The sequence below is a fragment of the Escherichia sp. E10V5 genome, from assembly GCF_004212315.1.
GTDB lineage: Bacteria > Pseudomonadota > Gammaproteobacteria > Enterobacterales > Enterobacteriaceae > Escherichia.
On record NZ_RHJM01000018.1, the window covers coordinates 49,538 to 66,124 of the forward strand.

Consider the following 16,587-nt stretch of genomic DNA (forward strand, 5'->3'; position numbering starts at 1 on the left):
TTCTCCTGATTAAATTGCGTGAATAGCGTGACGAGGGAAGGGGAGAGTTACTGGTGCAAAGGGTATATCGTCGTCAAAATCCATCGGAGGTTCGTTGTGTTGTGCTGGGGATGATTGCTGCTGTGGCTTCTGTGATTGCCTGCTGGCTGCTTGTTGTTTGCTGTCGCCAATGCCGCCAAGCATTTGCATCACGCCATTAATTCCGACATGAACCTCGGTTGTGTAACGGTCTTGCCCTGACTGGTCTTTCCACTTTCTGGTTCTCAGCATTCCCTCGAAATAAATCTGATCACCTTTTTTCACATACTGCCCCACGACCTCAGCCAGTTTCCCGGATACAGCAACACGATGCCATTCAGTCAATTCCTTTTGCTCGCCAGTATTTTTATCTCGCCATTGTTCTGACGTGGCTATTGTCAGGTTAGCGAACGCTGTTCCTGATGGTGAGTATCGAACTTCCGGGTCTTGTCCTACCCGACCAAGGATAATCACCTTATTTATCCCGCGAGAACTCATTTGCTCCACCTCTTGCCAGTTTTTATGTTGCTTATAATTGATTGAGATACACCCATGTCTTTTGCTATCTTGTACTGACTCTCTTTTTCAGAGAGTCTTTTCCTAATTTCTATAACCTGCCACTCTGTTAATTTTGCACCATGATGAGCATGACCTTTTTTGGCTCCACGATGCCTTCCTTTTGCTATCTTGTCGTCCATGTTTTCTTGCGCGCTACCTAAAAAGAGATGTTCAGGATTAACGCAGCATGGGTTATCGCATTTGTGGCAAACCATCTTCCCAGATGGGATGGGGGAGTGATAAAGCTCAAAAGCAACCCGATGAGAAAGCATTGTTACGCCAAAGGCTACAAATTTTGTGTATCCTCCTTTGTTTTTTGAATAGGTAGACTCCCAGCAACCTGTTGTTTCATTAACTTTGTAGCTGGACTCGAATCTTTTAATAATTCCGTCCAAGTGAGACATTTATGCCGCCTGTTTTAGTTCATTAACTCTGATGTTCATTACCTGAACGCATTTAGCCTGCGCATCCTCATTGCCAGCCATTAATTGCCAGTCATGCTGATAACGTTCTATGAGTTTTTCTTGTCAGTTTCTGTCGATGCATAATCGCTGAAGTCTTTCAGGATTTGTTCGCAGTCAACCGATGGAGATTTCTGGTTGGTATTTTCTGGTGATGGTTGATTGCCAGATGCTGGCATTGCCCATCCCGGCAGCGATGGAGGGGACCAGTAAAATCCTGTTCCATCCTTCAGTTTTGCCCTGTGCCATCCCTGCTTTTTATCGAGAGATGTTTGTGCGAAACCTTCCTCAAGGTTATACAGATACCGACCGATTCCCCACTGAACGGCAGCACGCTTCATTGCACCGGAACGACCACCTTTGACGGCTTCTACCTGCGTGTTTTCAGCAGCATCCCATTTGGTTACCCATTCGGAATCAATCTTGATTGATATGCCGCATTCAACGCCGCCGTTGTTGGGAATATCGCGGTATTCATTGCGCCATCCCGCTTTGCCACAAACATCGTCAAGGCGTTTCATGATTGCCCGGTTCGTGACATAAGCCAGCACCATAGCCCACACTTTGCCATCGCGTGTTTTACCGCTTTGCTGTATTCGCCATTCGATATCTTCAGGGCTGAATGGCTCATCGAATTTATTCAAATCCATAATTCACCTCAGAATGGACATGGCCCAAGGAAATAACGCTGGTTTAATACTTCGACTCTGGACAAATTAAGGCATACCCGCATTCCTTCGCGGTCACCATTATGGCGATACCAGAGAGCTTTCTGCGTGTACATGCGCCTCTGTAACTTGCTCTCCTTCACTGTGGTTGCAAGTGACATGAATATCTCCTTCGTTACCGATTAATTCTTTCATCTGACGAATGAATTCTTCGTCTGACCAGTTATCTGTAAAACTCATTTCCTGCGATGCCACGGAAGGTTGATAGCTGATTTCATCGCTTTATTTGCTTCAAGCCACATTTTTGAATCACCAATAAATCGGGCTATTACTGCTTTGTTTTGTGCTGCACGAAGCATCTGGTGATTGATGGCTATTTCATTGCGCATAACGCCTCCAGTTGTTTCTTTGCTGCTCTGATTAATTGTTTAACTCGGCGTGATAATTCAGATTCGTGCGGGTAGAAAGCGGACATGACGCCGCTACCCGCGAGCTGAAAGTGCATCATGGGTAACTCCTTCTGTTTGATTGCATAACGAAAACGCCTCGAGTGAAGCGTTATTGGTATGCGGTAAAGCCGCGCTTGGCGGCTTATTTGAAAACTTCTATGAAATCAAGAACTGATGATATTTCGTGGTTGAATGATTTTCTTTTATATCTTTCTATCGCAGAATCTACCTGGTGTTTATAGTCATCGTCGTTGGAGTATTTAACGAAGCATTCTATTGTCTCAGGCGTTACAGCTATAATGCTCCACCAACCTTCATCAGATTGATATTCAAATCCCATGCTTTCAAGCCATTCAGCATATTTCCCTCCAGCATCTTGCCAGTGTGTCTTTTCTGCAAGGAAGCTGTTAACCGTCATATGTGCATCAAGGCATTTATCCAATTGTTTACCATTAAGTAGCCATGCGCTGACAGTTGCACATCCCAAATCAACCGATTTAGTAGAGATGTTGAATTGGTCGTAATTATCTGGATTAACCAGAATATCTGTAATTTTCATAATTTCTCCGTCAAAAAAATCGCCCTCACACTGGAGGGCAAAGAAGATTTCCAATAATCAGAACAAGTCGGCTCCTGTTTAGTTACGAGCGACATTGCTCCGTGTATTCACTCGTTGGAATGAATACACGGAGCAGTGTTTATTCTGTTGTTTATGCCAAAATAATTTTAATCAGAAATAAACTCTTCTGGTAATTCATCAACCAGTTGATGCATTATTATCACCCATTTGCCATCATTCGTTTCGTATGCATATTTCCGGTCTTTTATCATCAGGTGTTCAGTTACTGCCTTAATCGCTTGTTCGGTGACATCTTCTTTCTTTCCTACCCACATTCCTTTTTCAGTGTTTAATGTTCCTTGAAAAATATGACCGCTTAATGGGCTTGCTGCCATAGTTTTAATTTTCATATAGATCCTTAAAAATAAAGGCCACCATCAGGCAGCCTTGTTGTAAATGTTGCTGGTATCAAGTAAGTAATTAGATGGAGCGCCATAAATTATGAATTCATCGTTTGTTGGGTCCATCTCCATCTCTTGGCCTATTGCCATTCTTGCGTCAGTGTCGTCAGAGGCGAAGCATAAAACAGCCCACGCACCCATTGTTTTAAAAAGAACTGCAATTGGCTGTGGTTTTACTGAATTTGCGTTAGCGCGAAAATCATAAATAGCACTTTCATGAAATTCCATATATCACCTCAAATATGTGGTTTGCCGCGAAAATAAATCCGCTTAAGTTATCTGTTATTTATCCCACCAAGTTCCGTATCTATCTATCCAGTTACACCAATCATCGACACTCCATTTTGTTGTGTCGCATTTTGGCAATTGGCATGAATATCTACCTTCTTTGTAAAGTCGGCGTTTGATTTTCTTGAGCATGACCACCTCAATCGTAATAAGCTGGAATTGATTTTCCGCGTTGCTTCTGGCGGCCTGAACAGGTCACACCCATTTCACTGCGTGGCTTGCTGTACCATGTGCGCTGATTCTTGCGCTCAATACGTTGCAGGTTGCTTTCAATCTGTTCGTGGTATTCAGCCAGCACCGTAAGGTCTATCGGATTCAGTGCGCTTTCTACTCGTGATTTCGGTTTGCGATTCAGCGAGAGAATAGGGCGGTTAACTGGTTTTGCGCTTACCCCAACCAACAGGGGATTTGCTGCTTTCCATTGAGCCTGTTTCTCTGCGCGACGTTCGCGGCGGCGTGTTTGTGCATCCATCTGGATTCTCCTGTCAGTTAGCTTTGGTTGTGTGTGGGAGTCGTAGTCCTGAACGAAAACACCCCGCAATGGCACATTGGCAGCTAATCCGGATTCGCACTTCCGGCCAATGCTTCGTTTCGTATCACACACACCAAAGCCTTCTGCTTTGAATGCTGCCCTTCTTCAGGGCTTAATTTTTAAGAGCATCACCTTCATGGTGGTTAGTGCGTCCTGCTGATGGATTAAAATATACCTACAGGTAAAACTGCTGTCTATACCTGTAGGTAAATAAAATTGATGTGAGAGTTTACCTGCTTGAATTTTCAGGTAATTAATTTTTTGGATTGATATAAAAAAGCCCGCTTTGCGGGCTGAAAGGAGATGTCAGAAGCTATTTGGATTGCTTGGCCATTGCGGCAATTTTGATTCTACTGGGGTGTGTTTGGGTTTGAGTCCGTTTAAGTAGTCAAGGCGCTCAATGGCGCATTTATACATAGCAATCTGCTCTGATGACATGTCGTCGTATGACATGCCTTTGAACTTTTTAATTATCGATTCTGCCTCATGTATAAGATGCTTCTTCCTCATGAGTTCAGCTGTATGCTTAGAGCTTACAGGAGATAACTTTGCCCATATGAAGCAGATGATTACAACAGCGACTACTATGCCGGGTATAAACATTTGCTGCTTTATCCTCAAACTTTTGGCAGATCGTCCTGGTCTACGTACCTGGTGTGTTTCACAATAGCTGAAACAAAATGCATTTTATCAACTTCTTCAACAGGAAGAGTGATTGGGCGGTGATCACTGTTTATGCTACTAAACTGATAATCACCGTCTCTTGTTTTGTTCATGATCTTTATCATGTTGTGACCGTCTTTGGTCCTTACAAAGACTTCATCACCTGGATGTACTGGCGTATTTGGTTCAATAACAACATATTCTCCTGACTGAATCCTTGGCCACATGCTGTCACCCTTAACCTTCAGACCGTAAGCATCTTTATCGCCGCTGTAGATGCTTAACCAACCGGATCTGAATTCAATCATATCCACTGAGCCATCAACTCCCAAAACGGCTTCACCAATTACCGGAACAAAACCCGCACGAACGTTACCCGCAAACTCAAGATGGTCTGTAGCTCCAGCTTTACCATCTACAAGCATGTCCATCCATCCGCGTGGGAGATTAAAAGATTTTTCAATTAGTTCCATCATATCGTCAGCAATGCGTTTTTTTCCGCTTTTTCCTTCCGGATACAGCATTCTGGAAACGTATGATGGTTCCCTTTCTATTCGACGAGCCAACTCTGAGGCCTTTCCATTACAGAATCGGTCTCTTATCTCTATCAGCCTTAGTCGTCTTTGTTCGTATTTATCCATGATTTAATTCTATCTTTGATTACCTGCCGGTAAATAACCTATGGGTATTGATTTGCTTTTTACCTACAGGTAAACTCACCTTATTCAACAACGGGAAGGAGATAGCAAATGGAAGAACTCCGCTTGTATCTGAACTCCCTTTCACTGGAAGAGCAGAGAGAATTTGCCACCAAGTGCGGAACTTCTATCGGCTATTTGAGGAAAGCACTTAGCCGTAATCATGAATTGGGCGCAGCACTTTGTGTTCTGATTGAGAAGTTCAGCAATGGTGAAGTGACTCGCAAAGACCTTCATCCGGTTGATTGGGAAAGCATCTGGCCTGAATTAATGGCCGCTTAAGTTATTAACGCTCTTACACATCCCCGCCCTGAAAAAGGGCATTACCAGAAACAAATCTCTATGGTTTTGCGTTTCTTTGCGAAGCCAACTCTATCTAATCATTAAGGAAATTATCTATGGGTACTATTGCAACTAAAAGCAAGAAAGCGGCTCGCATCGAGTCAGCCTTGCTGAACAAACTGGCACTGATGGGGCAGAAGACATTCGCTCGCGCGATGGGGGTTCCGGAATACCAGGTAAGCCGATGGAAGAATGGTTTCTTCTCGCAGGTAAGCATGATGCTGGCTGTTCTGGAATACGGAATCGAAGACGATGAAATGGCTGAACTGACTAAGCGGCTTGCCGATTACCTGACAAAAGAAAAAGCCCCGAAGAACGGCGAATTCTTCGAGGCCTGATGTAGAAAGACTGGATCAATCCACAGGAGTAATTATGACAAAACGTCGTAAGAAATACCAGGAAAAAGAAGAGATTCGACACCCTGATTCACCTGAGGGATTAGTGGTAGCCGCAGCAAATAACAGGGCGTTCGCAGAGCGCCTTGTTGGTGTTTACAGACTAGCCAAAGCAGGAGTGAAACATGGGCGTCGTTAAGTTAGCTGATTACAGGCCTCAACTTGAGGTCGTGGAGCATCGCGTGGCAGATACCGAAGATGGTTTCATGCGCGTTGCTAACGAGATTACCGACAGTCTGCTGATGGCTGATTTAACCGTCCGGCAGTTGAAGGTGATGCTCGCTATCATGCGCAAGACATACGGATTCAATAAGCCGATGGATCGACTCACAAACACGCAGATAGCAGCCATGACAGGTATTCATCACACTCATGTTTGCGCTGCCAAGCGCCAGCTTATTGAGCGTAAATTCCTCATTGCTGATGGCGTGAAAATCGGAGTGAACAAGGTGGTTTCTCAGTGGATTAGCCAGGACAGCTTAACATTAGCTAAAACAGCTAATAAAACATTAGCCAAGTCGGCTAATGGGTATAAGCCAAGTCAGCTAAACACAAAAGACAATATACAAAAGACAATAAATACAAATACCCCCTTACCCCCTAACGGGGGCGGCGATGGGCAGGTTAAACCTGAACGTCGCAAGGCAGAACGAATCGACTACGAATCCTTCCTGAACGCCTACAACACCGAAGTCGGTGACAGACTGCCACACGCTGTTGCGGTCAACGAGAAACGCAAACGTCGCCTGAAGAAAATCATCCCGCAACTGAAAACGCCAAACGTGGACGGTTTCAGAGCGTATGTCAGGGCGTTTGTGCATCAGGCCAAGCCGTTTTACTTCGGAGACAACGACACGGGCTGGACGGCCGATTTTGATTACCTGCTGAGGGAAGACTCGTTAACGGGAGTACGGGAAGGGAAGTTTGCAGACAGGGGGATTGCATGAAACAGGATATCGAAGCGAGCGTTATCGGTGGCCTGCTGATTGGTGGATTAACACCAACCGCCAGCGACGTTCTGGCAACGCTGGAGCCGGAAGCGTTTTCAATTCCGCTCTACCGGAAAGCCTTCGAGGTTATCCGCAAGCAGGCGAGAAACAGAAACCTAATCGACGCGCTGATGGTTGCCGAGGCGTGCGGAGAGGAGCATTTCACGTCAATCCTGATGACCAGCAAAAACTGCCCGAGTGCCGCAAACCTGAAGGGATATGCCGGAATGGTCGCGGATAACTATCACCGCCGTCTGGTGCTGGAAATCATGGATGAAATGCGTGAACCAATCCAAAGCGGAACCATCGACGCATCGAGTCAGGCGATGGATGAACTTGTAAAACGGCTCTCAGCCATCAGAAAGCCCCGTGACGAGGTTAAACCTGTACGGTTAGGGGAAATCATCACTGACTACACTGACACGCTTGACAGGCGTCTGAGGAACGGAGAAGAGTCAGATACCCTGAAGACCGGAATCGAAGAACTTGACGCCATCACCGGAGGGATGAACGCGGAAGACCTGGTGATTATCGCCGCTCGTCCTGGTATGGGGAAAACCGAACTGGCGCTGAAGATTGCCGAAGGCGTTGCAAGCCGCGTTATTCCTGGTTCTGACGTCCGGCGCGGAGTATTGATTTTCTCGATGGAAATGAGCGCATTGCAGATTGCAGAGCGAAGCATTGCCAACGCCGGGAGGATGTCGGTTAGCGTGCTGCGAAATCCTGCATCGATGGATGACGAAGGCTGGGCGCGCGTTGCTAACGGCATGAGTCAGCTTGCAGATTTGGATGTATGGGTAGTCGATGCCTCGCGGTTATCTGTCGAAGAAATTCGCTCAATCGCAGAACGACACAAACAGGAAAATCCAAACCTGTCACTCATCATGGCGGATTATCTTGGCCTGATTGAGAAGCCGAAAGCAGACCGCAACGACCTCGCAATTGCTCACATCTCAGGAAGCCTTAAGGCGATGGCGAAAGACCTGAAAACGCCTGTTATCTCCCTAAGTCAGCTTTCACGCGATGTTGAGAAGCGACCAAACAAACGCCCGACAAACGCAGATTTGCGTGATTCAGGAAGCATTGAGCAGGACGCAGACTCAATCATCATGCTCTATCGGGAAGCGGTATATGACGAGAACAGTAGCGCCGCGCCATTTGCTGAAATCATCGTGACGAAAAACCGTTTTGGCTCACTTGGTACGGTTTACCAGCGGTTCTGTAACGGACACTTTGTTGCATGTGACCAGGATGAAGCCAGACAGATTTGCACAGCATCAAATGCACCTGCTGCGCGTGGCAGACGATATGCACAAGGGGCTGACGTATGACCATCTACATCACTGAGCTAATAACAGGTCTGCTGGTAATCGCAGGCCTTTTTATTTGGGGGAGAGGGAAGTCATGAAAAAGCTAACCTTTGAAATTCGATCTCCAGCACATCAGCAAAACGCTATTCACGCAGTACAGCAAATCCTTCCAGACCCAACCAAACCAATCGTAGTAACCATTCAGGAACGCAACCGCAGCTTAGACCGGAATCGAAAGCTTTGGGCTTGCCTTGGTGACGTCTCTCGTCAGGTTGAATGGCATGGTCGCTGGCTGGATGCAGAAAGCTGGAAGTGCGTTTTTACAGCAGCATTAAAGCAGCAGGACGTTGCTGAGGTAACAGGCGCAACAGTAACCAGCATAAATCAGGCTGCGGCTAAAATGGCGCGGGCAGGAATTTTAGTCATTGATGGTAAGGTCTGGCGAACGGTGTATTACCGGTTCGCTACCAGGGAAGAACGGGAAGGAAAGGTGAGCACGAATCTGATTTTCAAGGAGTGTCGCCAGAGTGCCGCGATGAAGCGGGTTTTATTTGTTTATGCGGCGGGGGGAGGAAATCAGTGAGGTTGACGATAACTAATATCTGGCGCTATATTCTGTGCGTTGCCGCAAAATCGGCACACGGGATTGGCGTCCCGGATAAGGTAATCGCGACTACTACACGCCGCGAGCGTGTTTTTTATTGTCGTAAGCATACGCACATCTGAATTATGGTGGGGCGTGTAGGGCCGACTTCGGTCGGGCCGGTTGATTACCCCGGTTACGCCAACCCTACATGTCTCACCACCAAACTGATTGGCGTCAGCGGTGGTGGTTAACTTGATTTATAGGTAATCATCATGAGCACACAACTAGTCTTTCATCAAACAAAATTCCATCCTGTTAAACACAACAACAGTATCTGGCTTACTGCCGTTGAGATTGCTCAAGCTCTCGGATATAAAAAATCTGATGCCGTAACTCAGATCTACGATCGAAATTCCGATGAATTTAGGGCAGATATGACTGAGACCCTCAATTTGAGTGTCTCAGGGAACTACCAGAAAACAATACGCATTTTCTCCCTCCGTGGTGCCCATTTGATCGCTATGTTCGCCCGCACTCCTGTAGCCAAAGAATTCCGCCGCTGGGTTCTGGATATTCTCGATCGAGAAGTTCAACAATCCCCAATCACAAAACAATTCACTGATAACGAACTTTGCACACTCGCCTGGTTATGGCGAGCAGGGGATGTGATGTTAACCGCCTGCCAGAATGTTACTCCACTTCTTCAGGTTGCGGAGCATCGCGAAGCCGGTCGCTTTACTTCTATTGAGCAAGAATATCCCCAGATACTACATAAGGCGCGCGAAATCCTTGCCAGAGAAACGGCACATGTAAGATTCCAGCCGTGGCAGGATGATAAGTGGAGCCGAGTATTGCCGCATTTGCGTTCTGAGCAGTAGCAATAAAGTTTCCGGTGAGAAATGTCACCAGCATTTTGTTATGAAACGGGTATTGGCGGTATATGGGGGCGGGGCTTTAGTTATTAGGTGTCGAGAATTAATTGTTTGTAGCAATATAAAAAGGAGCGCTTAAGTCCGTTTATTTTTTTTAAGCTTCATATACATAGTGGATAAAAATGAGAACCACCCGCTGAACGGGTGGTTTTGCGCAAGTTAAATTTTATAATTTCAGTGAATCTTTACGCTGTAATAATGCAAATGATAGTTGAAAAAAACACAATCAGTCGATGGATTCTCCGTAGGATGCAACTGCCTGAGCGACGCAAAAACGATCAATACACTCTATTTCTCCATAATCACGCAGGCAATAATAAGTATTATTGTCTTTATCAAAAGCGTAAATGCTACAAATACCCTCAAGCTCACAACTTGCGTCCCATCCACTATTAGATAACGTGCCCCATTCCTGGTAAAGCCCTGCGTTAACTTCTCGATTGATAATATGCGGTCCACTATAGTTATCATAATCGTAACTATAGATGTCACGTGCCTCAGGAAAATTCCCGTTCATGTTTTCAATCCACGGTAAAATATCTTTAACTGAGTTATAAAGTTCAATGCTGTATTTGAAAAAACGCTTCACAATAAAAACATAGATGCCGGCAGATTTGTTTGTTGATTTATCAGTGGCGAAAATGACAAAAATCTTCCCAACGCACTTTTCATCTACCCCCGGAAAAGTTACTGTGCCATCCTGGCTAACCGCCAGAACATTATTGTCTGCATTAGTGCTACAGGTCCATTTTACCTTGTCATTATTAATAGGGTCATTATCAATGACCATCTTGAAGGTTGCTCCTGGGAACAAACTGTTAGGGAAACAGTAACCACTCTCCATATCATTTTTAATATCATAGATATGGCTATCAACTAACACGCCTGTAATTTTGCTCATCATTGAACTCTCTTTGTTTGTTAAATAAAAAGTTTTATTCCTGAACAACGGAACACGCTGATATTAATGCAACCAATGAATTGTTGTTGTTATTTGGAGGTTATATAGTGGTATGAATGTTATTATGCGATGTCTCTGAGTGATGGGGTAAGGATTATATGATTCGCTTTTGAGATTTACCTATGTCAGGCGTTGCTGTTCATGTTCGTCCCCGTTGTCAGTCTTCTTAGTCTGAGCTAATGTGATCATCAATGGGTTATCAGTTTTCTCTGAAGTTATATAATTAATTGAGCGCCATAGCACCATGGGGCATTGTTGAATTTCATCTTCAATTGATTTTCCATAATCAACTCGCCATAATCATGTCATCGGAGCCTGAACACCTCCGGTGACTTCTGCGCTAAACGGGGACGTTTATGCGCACACACAATCCAAACTCTCTTCTCCCTTCACAGATGCAGAAATGCACCTGCGATTTTTTGCATCCAACGTTTGACCTCTGCGGAGGTGAAGCGTGAACCTCCCACAAGACGGCATCAAATTGCATCGCGGTAACTTCACCGCTATCGGTCAGCAGATCCAGCCTTATCTGGAGGATGGAAAATGCTTTCGCATGGTGCTTAAACCGTGGCGGGAGAGACGCAGTCTTTCCCAGAATGCACTCAGCCACATGTGGTACAGCGAAATCAGTGAATACCTCATCAGCAGGGGGAAATCGTTCGCTACCGCAGCATGGGTAAAAGATGCTCTCAAACACACATACCTCGGTTATGAAACCAAGGACCTGGTTGATGTCGTAACCGGCGAAATCACTACGATCCAGTCGTTACGCCATACCTCCGATCTTGATACCGGAGAGATGTATGTCTTCCTGTGTAAGGTTGAAGCCTGGGCGATGAATATTGGCTGCCACCTGACTATTCCGCAGAGCTGCGAGTTCCAGCTGCTGCGCGACAAGCAGGAGGCGTAATGGCTACACCGCTTATTCGTGTCATGAGCGGACACATCTACAGAGTACCAAATCGTCGTAAGCGTAAGCCTGAGCTGAAACCATCCGAAATACCAACACTGCTCGGATATACCGCCAGCCTGGTTGATAAAAAATGGTTGCGACTGGCAGCAAGGAGGAACCATGGCTGATTTGAGAAAAGCAGCGCGTGGTCGGGAATGCCAGGTAAGAATCCCTGGCGTATGTAATGGCAATCCTGAAACGTCTGTACTGGCACATATCCGGCTGGCTGGATTGTGCGGCACCGGTATTAAACCGCCAGACCTGATTGCCACCATTGCATGTTCTGCCTGTCACGACGAAATCGACCGCCGCACACATTTTGTCGATGCTGAGTATGCAAAAGAATGCGCGCTGGAAGGTATGGCGAGAACGCAGGTTATCTGGCTGAAAGAGGGGGTAATCAAGGCGTGAATACTTACTACATCACACTACCCTGGCCGCCGAGCAATAACCGCTACTACCGCCATAATCGCGGGCGCACGCACATCAGCGCAGAGGGGCAGGTATACCGCGATAACGTCGCCCGAATCATCAAAGGCTCCATGCTGGATATCGGTCTGGCTATGCCAGTGAAAATCCGTATTGAGTGCCACATGCCGGATCGCCGTCGCCGTGACCTGGATAATCTGCAAAAAGCAGCTTTTGACGCACTCACCAAAGCAGGTTTCTGGCTGGATGATGCTCAGGTCGTTGATTATCGCGTTGTGAAGATGCCCGTTACCAAGGGTGGAAAGCTGGAGCTGACCATCACTGAACTGGGAGATGAATGATGTTTGAGTCTTATATGGCAGAACGTCTTCGCCGCCGCTGGGTGCGCCTGCGCTTATATCGTTTTCCCGGTTCTGTTTTGACCGATTACCGAATACTGAAGAATTACGCCAAAACACTGAAAGGAGCTGCCGCATGAATACCCAATATTTACAGTATGTTCGCGAGCAACTCATGGTGGCTACCGCTGATTTGAGCGGAGTAACGAAAGGCCAGCTTGAAGCCTGGCTGGAGCATGCTCAATTTGATACTGGTACATACAAACGAAAGAAGCCGCGCATTCTGGATGAGGTAACTGGCAGGATGATTACGCTGGATAATCCGCCGATTTCCGGTAAGCAGTCGTACGCAAAAGGTTCATCCATTGCACTGGTCAGCCAGGTTGAGTTCTCAACCTCTTCATGGCGCCGCGCGGTTCTGTCTCTTGATGAACATCAGAAAGCGTGGTTGCTGTGGAGTTACAGCGAAAGTGTTCGCTGGGAGCATCAGGTTGCCATAACGCAGTGGGCATGGAGCGAGTTTAAGACTCTGTTGGGTACCAGAAAAATTGCAGGTAAGACACTGGAACGTTTGAAGAAGTTGATCTGGCTGGCGGCACAGGATGTGAAGAACGAGCTGGCAGGGCGTAAGACCTATGAATACCAGGAGCTGGCATCACTGGTGGGAGTGACATCAAAAAACTGGTCTGAGACATTTACTGAACGCTGGGTTGCAATGAAGCACATTTTTCTACAGCTTGATAGCGAAGCTTTATTGCTTGTAACGAGAACACGTTCAAAACAAAAGACGACATTTTCACAGCAAAGTATTGCAAAACTGGATTGAAAGGCATATATTCCGTGTAAATCTGATATTTTGCCAATGTTGTATGTGCAACTGTTCGTAGGTGTCGTAAGGGGTGACTATCCAATTTCCAGGATATAGATTATTCTGCAATAAAGGTTTTGGGAATGAAGGGGCGGCTCCCAAAAGATAACCGCCAAGTTGGTAACTTCGACTCGATAATTGGTCTGGGACTCCAACCGTGTCGGCTGAGAGGTCGACGTCTATTTCTTTTGGGGAAGTGGATACTTTAAGCTAACATTTTGAGTTTCTATATCTCGTGGCCCTCGAGTTTTATCATAAAAATACCAGATATTAAATTTTCTCTCAGTGTGCCATGTATCATATTGCAAGTGATCCCAGCCTAAATATGAAGCAACATAGTTTGATACTCTTATTTTGGCTTCAGATGAAGCTTTTCCTTGATATGCGCACATAACCGCACCTAAGAAAAAATCGGCTAGCTGAATGTTTTCAGATGCTTTAGAGTCTTTTGTCACTACACTGCTGATTATCCCTTTACGACCAAATTTTCTATTCAATATGTTATTGGCAATAACATTTAGTTCTTCATCGGCCTTTTTATAACGAGATGCGATAGGATCAACTTCAATCCTGAAGTAACTGTCTCTTTCAGGGTGTGCAGAAATTACAGAGCTAATTTTTGTGGTAATGAGATTTGTGAAGTGCTTTCTCCTTGCCAGGTCATAATCCCCATTATGAAATGCCTTGTTTACTATTGATTTTTCAACCACGATACAATGAAAAGCTAGCCAAGGAACTCTAAAGAATAAGTCGATCAGCTCAAGATAAAATTCAGAGTATCTTTTTGAATGGGCTTTTTGCCATTTTATTTCTTCAAAAAAACCATGTTTGCTGCGTAGTTCTCTGATTAGTTGACAGAAATCCCCACGGCGTTGGTACTTCATCCACAGACTGCCAAAGCCGTAGAAACGTTGCCCATCAATGCCAGATTCATCGCAAGCAATATGCCAAATTAACTTACCAATGTTATCTTTTTCTGTCATCTGCTGGTAATGCTCTTAGTCCTTAAAGCATGGTATTTAACCACACATGTAACTCATTGATAAAGATCGTTTTATGCAAGTTGCATGGATCGGCTTTTGAAGGCCATTCGCTTAGTTATAAGATTTTTTAGTTATTTTGAGTTGACTGTTTATAACAATATTTCCCATGTAAGTTTTTAATCATTAGCGTCCCGGCCTTTCGTCGGCGGCGAAACATTGGCTATTCATATGCACGAAAAAGAGAGCCTTGCCGGAGCGTTCTGGCTCGTTTTGCTGATCATCGCAGGTTGGGGCGGTCTGGTCCGCTATCTGATAGATGTGAAGCAAAGTAAAGCAACGTGGAGCTGGATAAATGCTCTGGCTCAGATAGTGGTATCGGGATTCACCGGTGTTATTGGTGGCCTGATCAGTATCGAAAGTGGATTCAGTATTTACATGATTCTCGCGACAGCGGGGATTAGTGGTGCGATGGGCTCGGTTGCACTGACGTACTTCTGGGAACGACTGACAGGGGTGAAAAATGCAAAATCTTAATCCTCAGCGTAAAGCTTTCCTCGATATGTTGGCGTGGTCAGAAGGAACGGATAACGGGCGACAACCGACACGTAACCGCGGTTATGACGTTATTGTCGGTGGCGAACTCTTCACTGATTACTCCGATCACCCTCGAAAACTTGTCACGCTAAACCCGAAACTCAAATCAACAGCCGCAGGCCGTTATCAACTTCTTTCACGCTGGTGGGATGCTTACCGCAAGCAGTTAGGGCTGACAGACTTCTCTCCTAAAAGCCAGGATGCTGTTGCATTGCAGCAGATTAAGGAGCGTGGCGCTTTACTAATGATTGATCGCGGTGACATCCGTCAGGCAATCGACCGTTGCAGCAATATCTGGGCCTCATTGCCTGGCGCTGGTTATGGTCAGTTCGAGCATAAGACTGACAGCCTGATTGCAAAATTCAAAGAAGCGGGCGGAACGGTCAGAGAGATTGAGGTATGAGCAGAGTCACCGCGATTATCTCCGTTCTGGTTATCTGCATCATCGTCTGCCTGTCATGGGCTGTTAATCATTACCGTGATAACGCCATTACCTACAAAGCCCAGCGCGACAAAAATGCCAGAGAACTGAAGCTGGCGAACGCGGCAATTACTGACATGCAGATGCGTCAGCGTGATGTTGCTGCGCTCGATGCAAAATACACGAAGGAGTTAGCTGATGCGAAAGCTGAAAATGATGCTCTGCGTGATGATGTTGCCGCTGGTCGTCGTCGGTTGCACATCAAAGCAGTCTGTCAGTCAGTGCGTGAAGCCACCACCGCCTCCGGCGTGGATAATGCAGCCTCCCCCCGACTGGCAGACACCGCTGAACGGGATTATTTCACCCTCAGAGAGAGGCTGATCACTATGCAAAAACAACTGGAAGGAACCCAGAAGTATATTAATGAGCAGTGCAGATAGAGCTGCCCATATCGATGGGCAACTCATGCAATTATTGTGAGCAATACACACGCGCTTCCAGCGGAGTATAAATGCCTAAAGTAATAAAACCGAGAAATCCATTTACGAATGTTTGCTGGGTTTCTGTTTTAACAACATTTTCTGCGCCGCCACAAATTTTGGCTGCATCAACAGTTTTCTCCTGTCCAATTCCCGAAACGAAGAAATGATGGGTGATGGTTTCCTTTGGTGTTACTGCTGTCGGTTTGTTTCCAACAGTAAACGTCTGTTGAGCACATCCTGTAATAAGCATTGCCAGAGCGGCAGAAAACAACATTTTTTTCATCTTATTATCCTGCATTGTTAAAAACGGCAGAATCCTATGTGACAACAATTAAACGATAGTTAAATGGATTGATGAAAATTAAAACTATATAGGTGGATGCTCAGCCTATTGGAGGAGGGGGGGCACTCAGAATCCTGTGGAATGAAATAAACCGCTCTATCTGTCCATTACCCTTTTAGCTGCGCTGTATCGTCGCCGTATTCCCGCATTAACCATGACCGTAGCCCGACGGGGAATTCCTTCTGCGTGAGTGTGCGGGAATAATCAAAAACGATGCACACCGGGTTTTTACCGCGTTTATGGTTCACGGGGGTGTCCCTCATGCTCGCTAGTCCTGTGCGGGGGTGGAAGAAACAGGACGTGTATT

General features: G+C 45.9%; 30 protein-coding genes and 1 pseudogene. 17 read left to right on the forward strand and 14 right to left on the reverse strand.

Annotation, left to right across the window (positions count from 1 at the left end):
- Positions 1–9 precede the first annotated feature (9 nt).
- The 11 genes and pseudogenes from ssb to D9738_RS14250 form a co-directional block, all read right to left on the reverse strand.
- Positions 10–516: a single-stranded DNA-binding protein gene (ssb, locus tag D9738_RS14200; protein ID WP_000098523.1), complete on the reverse strand. Its 507-nt coding sequence runs from the start codon at positions 514–516 to the stop codon at positions 10–12.
- Entirely contained in the window at positions 513–980 is a 468-nt protein-coding gene (locus D9738_RS14205; protein ID WP_000018646.1) for an HNH endonuclease, read from the reverse strand. Before D9738_RS14205 ends, ssb begins: the two co-directional genes overlap by 4 nt.
- Positions 981–1,687, reverse strand: a pseudogene (locus tag D9738_RS14210) (Rad52/Rad22 family DNA repair protein).
- A gap of 99 nt (positions 1,688–1,786) precedes the next feature.
- A complete protein-coding gene (locus D9738_RS24775) occupies positions 1,787–1,945 on the reverse strand; it encodes a hypothetical protein (RefSeq protein WP_000010964.1) in 159 nt (52 codons plus the stop codon).
- On the reverse strand, positions 1,942–2,094 hold the full coding sequence (gene kil, locus D9738_RS14215; protein ID WP_074599704.1) for a host cell division inhibitory peptide Kil: 153 nt from the start codon (positions 2,092–2,094) through the stop codon (positions 1,942–1,944). Before kil ends, D9738_RS24775 begins: the two co-directional genes overlap by 4 nt.
- On the reverse strand, positions 2,079–2,213 hold the full coding sequence (locus D9738_RS25445) for a hypothetical protein (RefSeq protein WP_000972063.1): 135 nt from the start codon (positions 2,211–2,213) through the stop codon (positions 2,079–2,081). The genes kil and D9738_RS25445 overlap by 16 nt, the downstream gene beginning before the upstream one ends.
- Before the next feature lie 83 nt (positions 2,214–2,296).
- Positions 2,297–2,713: a hypothetical protein gene (locus D9738_RS14225; RefSeq protein WP_130260480.1), complete on the reverse strand. Its 417-nt coding sequence runs from the start codon at positions 2,711–2,713 to the stop codon at positions 2,297–2,299.
- Between the two features lie 167 nt (positions 2,714–2,880).
- Positions 2,881–3,123 carry a hypothetical protein gene (locus D9738_RS14230; protein WP_130260470.1) on the reverse strand — a complete coding sequence of 81 codons (243 nt, stop codon included), beginning with the start codon at positions 3,121–3,123 and terminating at the stop codon, positions 2,881–2,883.
- 27 nt (positions 3,124–3,150) lie between these two features.
- Entirely contained in the window at positions 3,151–3,402 is a 252-nt protein-coding gene (locus tag D9738_RS14235) for a hypothetical protein (protein WP_130260471.1), read from the reverse strand.
- Positions 3,403–3,601: 199 nt separating this feature from the next.
- A complete protein-coding gene (locus D9738_RS25450) occupies positions 3,602–4,066 on the reverse strand; it encodes an antitermination protein N (protein ID WP_077784580.1) in 465 nt (154 codons plus the stop codon).
- Positions 4,067–4,611: 545 nt separating this feature from the next.
- The gene (locus D9738_RS14250; RefSeq protein ID WP_061357740.1) at positions 4,612–5,298 is read right to left on the reverse strand and encodes a S24 family peptidase; all 687 of its coding nucleotides are present in this window, start codon (positions 5,296–5,298) and stop codon (positions 4,612–4,614) included.
- 108 nt (positions 5,299–5,406) lie between these two features.
- On the opposite strand from D9738_RS14250, the gene D9738_RS14255 reads away from it, so the two are divergent.
- From D9738_RS14255 to D9738_RS14280, 7 genes are all read left to right on the forward strand, one after another.
- Positions 5,407–5,637 carry a YdaS family helix-turn-helix protein gene (locus tag D9738_RS14255; RefSeq protein ID WP_000391959.1) on the forward strand — a complete coding sequence of 77 codons (231 nt, stop codon included), beginning with the start codon at positions 5,407–5,409 and terminating at the stop codon, positions 5,635–5,637.
- Between the two features lie 116 nt (positions 5,638–5,753).
- A complete protein-coding gene (locus D9738_RS14260) occupies positions 5,754–6,035 on the forward strand; it encodes a CII family transcriptional regulator (RefSeq protein ID WP_000536662.1) in 282 nt (93 codons plus the stop codon).
- A gap of 34 nt (positions 6,036–6,069) precedes the next feature.
- Complete coding sequence (locus D9738_RS24785; RefSeq protein ID WP_000166961.1) at positions 6,070–6,231, forward strand: hypothetical protein; 162 nt, start codon at positions 6,070–6,072, stop codon at positions 6,229–6,231.
- Positions 6,218–7,039 (forward strand): replication protein, encoded by an 822-nt coding sequence (locus D9738_RS14265; protein ID WP_001608293.1) that lies wholly within the window; start codon positions 6,218–6,220, stop codon positions 7,037–7,039. The genes D9738_RS24785 and D9738_RS14265 overlap by 14 nt, the downstream gene beginning before the upstream one ends.
- A complete protein-coding gene (locus D9738_RS14270) occupies positions 7,036–8,412 on the forward strand; it encodes a replicative DNA helicase (RefSeq protein ID WP_000806596.1) in 1,377 nt (458 codons plus the stop codon). The genes D9738_RS14265 and D9738_RS14270 overlap by 4 nt, the downstream gene beginning before the upstream one ends.
- A 73-nt stretch (positions 8,413–8,485) precedes the next feature.
- On the forward strand, positions 8,486–8,974 hold the full coding sequence (locus tag D9738_RS25135) for a recombination protein NinB (protein ID WP_130260472.1): 489 nt from the start codon (positions 8,486–8,488) through the stop codon (positions 8,972–8,974).
- 275 nt (positions 8,975–9,249) lie between these two features.
- The gene (locus D9738_RS14280; RefSeq protein WP_130210690.1) at positions 9,250–9,855 is read left to right on the forward strand and encodes a P22AR C-terminal domain-containing protein; all 606 of its coding nucleotides are present in this window, start codon (positions 9,250–9,252) and stop codon (positions 9,853–9,855) included.
- 280 nt (positions 9,856–10,135) lie between these two features.
- On the opposite strand, the gene D9738_RS14285 is transcribed toward D9738_RS14280, so the two are convergent.
- Positions 10,136–10,813 (reverse strand): hypothetical protein, encoded by a 678-nt coding sequence (locus D9738_RS14285; RefSeq protein ID WP_130210688.1) that lies wholly within the window; start codon positions 10,811–10,813, stop codon positions 10,136–10,138.
- Between the two features lie 413 nt (positions 10,814–11,226).
- Here D9738_RS14285 and D9738_RS14290 point away from each other — a divergent pair, with 413 nt between their 5' ends.
- The 7 genes from D9738_RS14290 to D9738_RS14320 are packed head-to-tail and all read left to right on the forward strand — an operon-like array spanning position 11,227 to position 13,415.
- Positions 11,227–11,328, forward strand: a complete 102-nt coding sequence (locus D9738_RS14290) for a hypothetical protein (protein ID WP_073978393.1) — start codon at positions 11,227–11,229, stop codon at positions 11,326–11,328.
- Positions 11,325–11,780, forward strand: coding sequence for a DNA base-flipping protein YbcN (ybcN, locus tag D9738_RS14295; protein ID WP_001053012.1), 456 nt, complete (start codon positions 11,325–11,327; stop codon positions 11,778–11,780). The genes D9738_RS14290 and ybcN overlap by 4 nt, the downstream gene beginning before the upstream one ends.
- Positions 11,780–11,950: a NinE family protein gene (locus D9738_RS14300; RefSeq protein ID WP_021550626.1), complete on the forward strand. Its 171-nt coding sequence runs from the start codon at positions 11,780–11,782 to the stop codon at positions 11,948–11,950. The genes ybcN and D9738_RS14300 overlap by 1 nt, the downstream gene beginning before the upstream one ends.
- On the forward strand, positions 11,943–12,233 hold the full coding sequence (locus D9738_RS14305; protein WP_000774477.1) for a DUF1364 domain-containing protein: 291 nt from the start codon (positions 11,943–11,945) through the stop codon (positions 12,231–12,233). The genes D9738_RS14300 and D9738_RS14305 overlap by 8 nt, the downstream gene beginning before the upstream one ends.
- On the forward strand, positions 12,230–12,592 hold the full coding sequence (rusA, locus tag D9738_RS14310) for a crossover junction endodeoxyribonuclease RusA (RefSeq protein WP_001492872.1): 363 nt from the start codon (positions 12,230–12,232) through the stop codon (positions 12,590–12,592). Before D9738_RS14305 ends, rusA begins: the two co-directional genes overlap by 4 nt.
- A complete protein-coding gene (locus D9738_RS14315; RefSeq protein WP_001568558.1) occupies positions 12,589–12,729 on the forward strand; it encodes a YlcG family protein in 141 nt (46 codons plus the stop codon). Before rusA ends, D9738_RS14315 begins: the two co-directional genes overlap by 4 nt.
- Positions 12,726–13,415: a bacteriophage antitermination protein Q gene (locus D9738_RS14320; protein WP_130260473.1), complete on the forward strand. Its 690-nt coding sequence runs from the start codon at positions 12,726–12,728 to the stop codon at positions 13,413–13,415. The genes D9738_RS14315 and D9738_RS14320 overlap by 4 nt, the downstream gene beginning before the upstream one ends.
- Positions 13,416–13,636: 221 nt before the next feature.
- Here the strand turns inward: D9738_RS14320 and D9738_RS14325 are convergent, their stop codons facing one another.
- The gene (locus D9738_RS14325) at positions 13,637–14,440 is read right to left on the reverse strand and encodes a DUF3800 domain-containing protein (RefSeq protein WP_064226622.1); all 804 of its coding nucleotides are present in this window, start codon (positions 14,438–14,440) and stop codon (positions 13,637–13,639) included.
- A gap of 228 nt (positions 14,441–14,668) precedes the next feature.
- On the opposite strand from D9738_RS14325, the gene D9738_RS14330 reads away from it, so the two are divergent.
- From D9738_RS14330 to rzoD, 3 genes are all read left to right on the forward strand, one after another.
- Positions 14,669–14,974, forward strand: coding sequence for a phage holin family protein (locus tag D9738_RS14330; protein ID WP_000544528.1), 306 nt, complete (start codon positions 14,669–14,671; stop codon positions 14,972–14,974).
- A complete protein-coding gene (locus D9738_RS14335) occupies positions 14,961–15,437 on the forward strand; it encodes a glycoside hydrolase family protein (RefSeq protein WP_130260474.1) in 477 nt (158 codons plus the stop codon). Before D9738_RS14330 ends, D9738_RS14335 begins: the two co-directional genes overlap by 14 nt.
- 216 nt (positions 15,438–15,653) lie before the next feature.
- Entirely contained in the window at positions 15,654–15,836 is a 183-nt protein-coding gene (gene rzoD / locus D9738_RS14340) for a prophage lysis lipoprotein RzoD (RefSeq protein WP_001228695.1), read from the forward strand.
- Between the two features lie 90 nt (positions 15,837–15,926).
- Here rzoD and iss read toward each other — a convergent pair whose 3' ends face one another.
- Entirely contained in the window at positions 15,927–16,220 is a 294-nt protein-coding gene (iss, locus tag D9738_RS14345; RefSeq protein WP_000738421.1) for an increased serum survival lipoprotein Iss, read from the reverse strand.
- Positions 16,221–16,587 lie beyond the last annotated feature (367 nt).

Bases quoted from the DNA above. Each gene is read 5' to 3' on its own strand.
- ssb (WP_000098523.1), bottom strand. From the start codon at position 516: ATGAGTTCTCGCGGGATAAATAAGGTGATTATCCTTGGTCGGGTAGGA.
- D9738_RS14205 (WP_000018646.1), bottom strand. From the start codon at position 980: ATGTCTCACTTGGACGGAATTATTAAAAGATTCGAGTCCAGCTACAAA.
- D9738_RS24775 (WP_000010964.1), bottom strand. From the start codon at position 1,945: ATGAGTTTTACAGATAACTGGTCAGACGAAGAATTCATTCGTCAGATG.
- kil (WP_074599704.1), bottom strand. From the start codon at position 2,094: ATGCGCAATGAAATAGCCATCAATCACCAGATGCTTCGTGCAGCACAA.
- D9738_RS25445 (WP_000972063.1), bottom strand. From the start codon at position 2,213: ATGATGCACTTTCAGCTCGCGGGTAGCGGCGTCATGTCCGCTTTCTAC.
- D9738_RS14225 (WP_130260480.1), bottom strand. From the start codon at position 2,713: ATGAAAATTACAGATATTCTGGTTAATCCAGATAATTACGACCAATTC.
- D9738_RS14230 (WP_130260470.1), bottom strand. From the start codon at position 3,123: ATGAAAATTAAAACTATGGCAGCAAGCCCATTAAGCGGTCATATTTTT.
- D9738_RS14235 (WP_130260471.1), bottom strand. From the start codon at position 3,402: ATGGAATTTCATGAAAGTGCTATTTATGATTTTCGCGCTAACGCAAAT.
- D9738_RS14250 (WP_061357740.1), bottom strand. From the start codon at position 5,298: ATGGATAAATACGAACAAAGACGACTAAGGCTGATAGAGATAAGAGAC.
- D9738_RS14255 (WP_000391959.1), top strand. From the start codon at position 5,407: ATGGAAGAACTCCGCTTGTATCTGAACTCCCTTTCACTGGAAGAGCAG.
- D9738_RS14260 (WP_000536662.1), top strand. From the start codon at position 5,754: ATGGGTACTATTGCAACTAAAAGCAAGAAAGCGGCTCGCATCGAGTCA.
- D9738_RS24785 (WP_000166961.1), top strand. From the start codon at position 6,070: ATGACAAAACGTCGTAAGAAATACCAGGAAAAAGAAGAGATTCGACAC.
- D9738_RS14265 (WP_001608293.1), top strand. From the start codon at position 6,218: ATGGGCGTCGTTAAGTTAGCTGATTACAGGCCTCAACTTGAGGTCGTG.
- D9738_RS14270 (WP_000806596.1), top strand. From the start codon at position 7,036: ATGAAACAGGATATCGAAGCGAGCGTTATCGGTGGCCTGCTGATTGGT.
- D9738_RS25135 (WP_130260472.1), top strand. From the start codon at position 8,486: ATGAAAAAGCTAACCTTTGAAATTCGATCTCCAGCACATCAGCAAAAC.
- D9738_RS14280 (WP_130210690.1), top strand. From the start codon at position 9,250: ATGAGCACACAACTAGTCTTTCATCAAACAAAATTCCATCCTGTTAAA.
- D9738_RS14285 (WP_130210688.1), bottom strand. From the start codon at position 10,813: ATGATGAGCAAAATTACAGGCGTGTTAGTTGATAGCCATATCTATGAT.
- D9738_RS14290 (WP_073978393.1), top strand. From the start codon at position 11,227: ATGCGCACACACAATCCAAACTCTCTTCTCCCTTCACAGATGCAGAAA.
- D9738_RS14300 (WP_021550626.1), top strand. From the start codon at position 11,780: ATGGCTACACCGCTTATTCGTGTCATGAGCGGACACATCTACAGAGTA.
- D9738_RS14305 (WP_000774477.1), top strand. From the start codon at position 11,943: ATGGCTGATTTGAGAAAAGCAGCGCGTGGTCGGGAATGCCAGGTAAGA.
- D9738_RS14315 (WP_001568558.1), top strand. From the start codon at position 12,589: ATGATGTTTGAGTCTTATATGGCAGAACGTCTTCGCCGCCGCTGGGTG.
- D9738_RS14320 (WP_130260473.1), top strand. From the start codon at position 12,726: ATGAATACCCAATATTTACAGTATGTTCGCGAGCAACTCATGGTGGCT.
- D9738_RS14325 (WP_064226622.1), bottom strand. From the start codon at position 14,440: ATGACAGAAAAAGATAACATTGGTAAGTTAATTTGGCATATTGCTTGC.
- D9738_RS14330 (WP_000544528.1), top strand. From the start codon at position 14,669: ATGCACGAAAAAGAGAGCCTTGCCGGAGCGTTCTGGCTCGTTTTGCTG.
- D9738_RS14335 (WP_130260474.1), top strand. From the start codon at position 14,961: ATGCAAAATCTTAATCCTCAGCGTAAAGCTTTCCTCGATATGTTGGCG.
- rzoD (WP_001228695.1), top strand. From the start codon at position 15,654: ATGCGAAAGCTGAAAATGATGCTCTGCGTGATGATGTTGCCGCTGGTC.
- iss (WP_000738421.1), bottom strand. From the start codon at position 16,220: ATGAAAAAAATGTTGTTTTCTGCCGCTCTGGCAATGCTTATTACAGGA.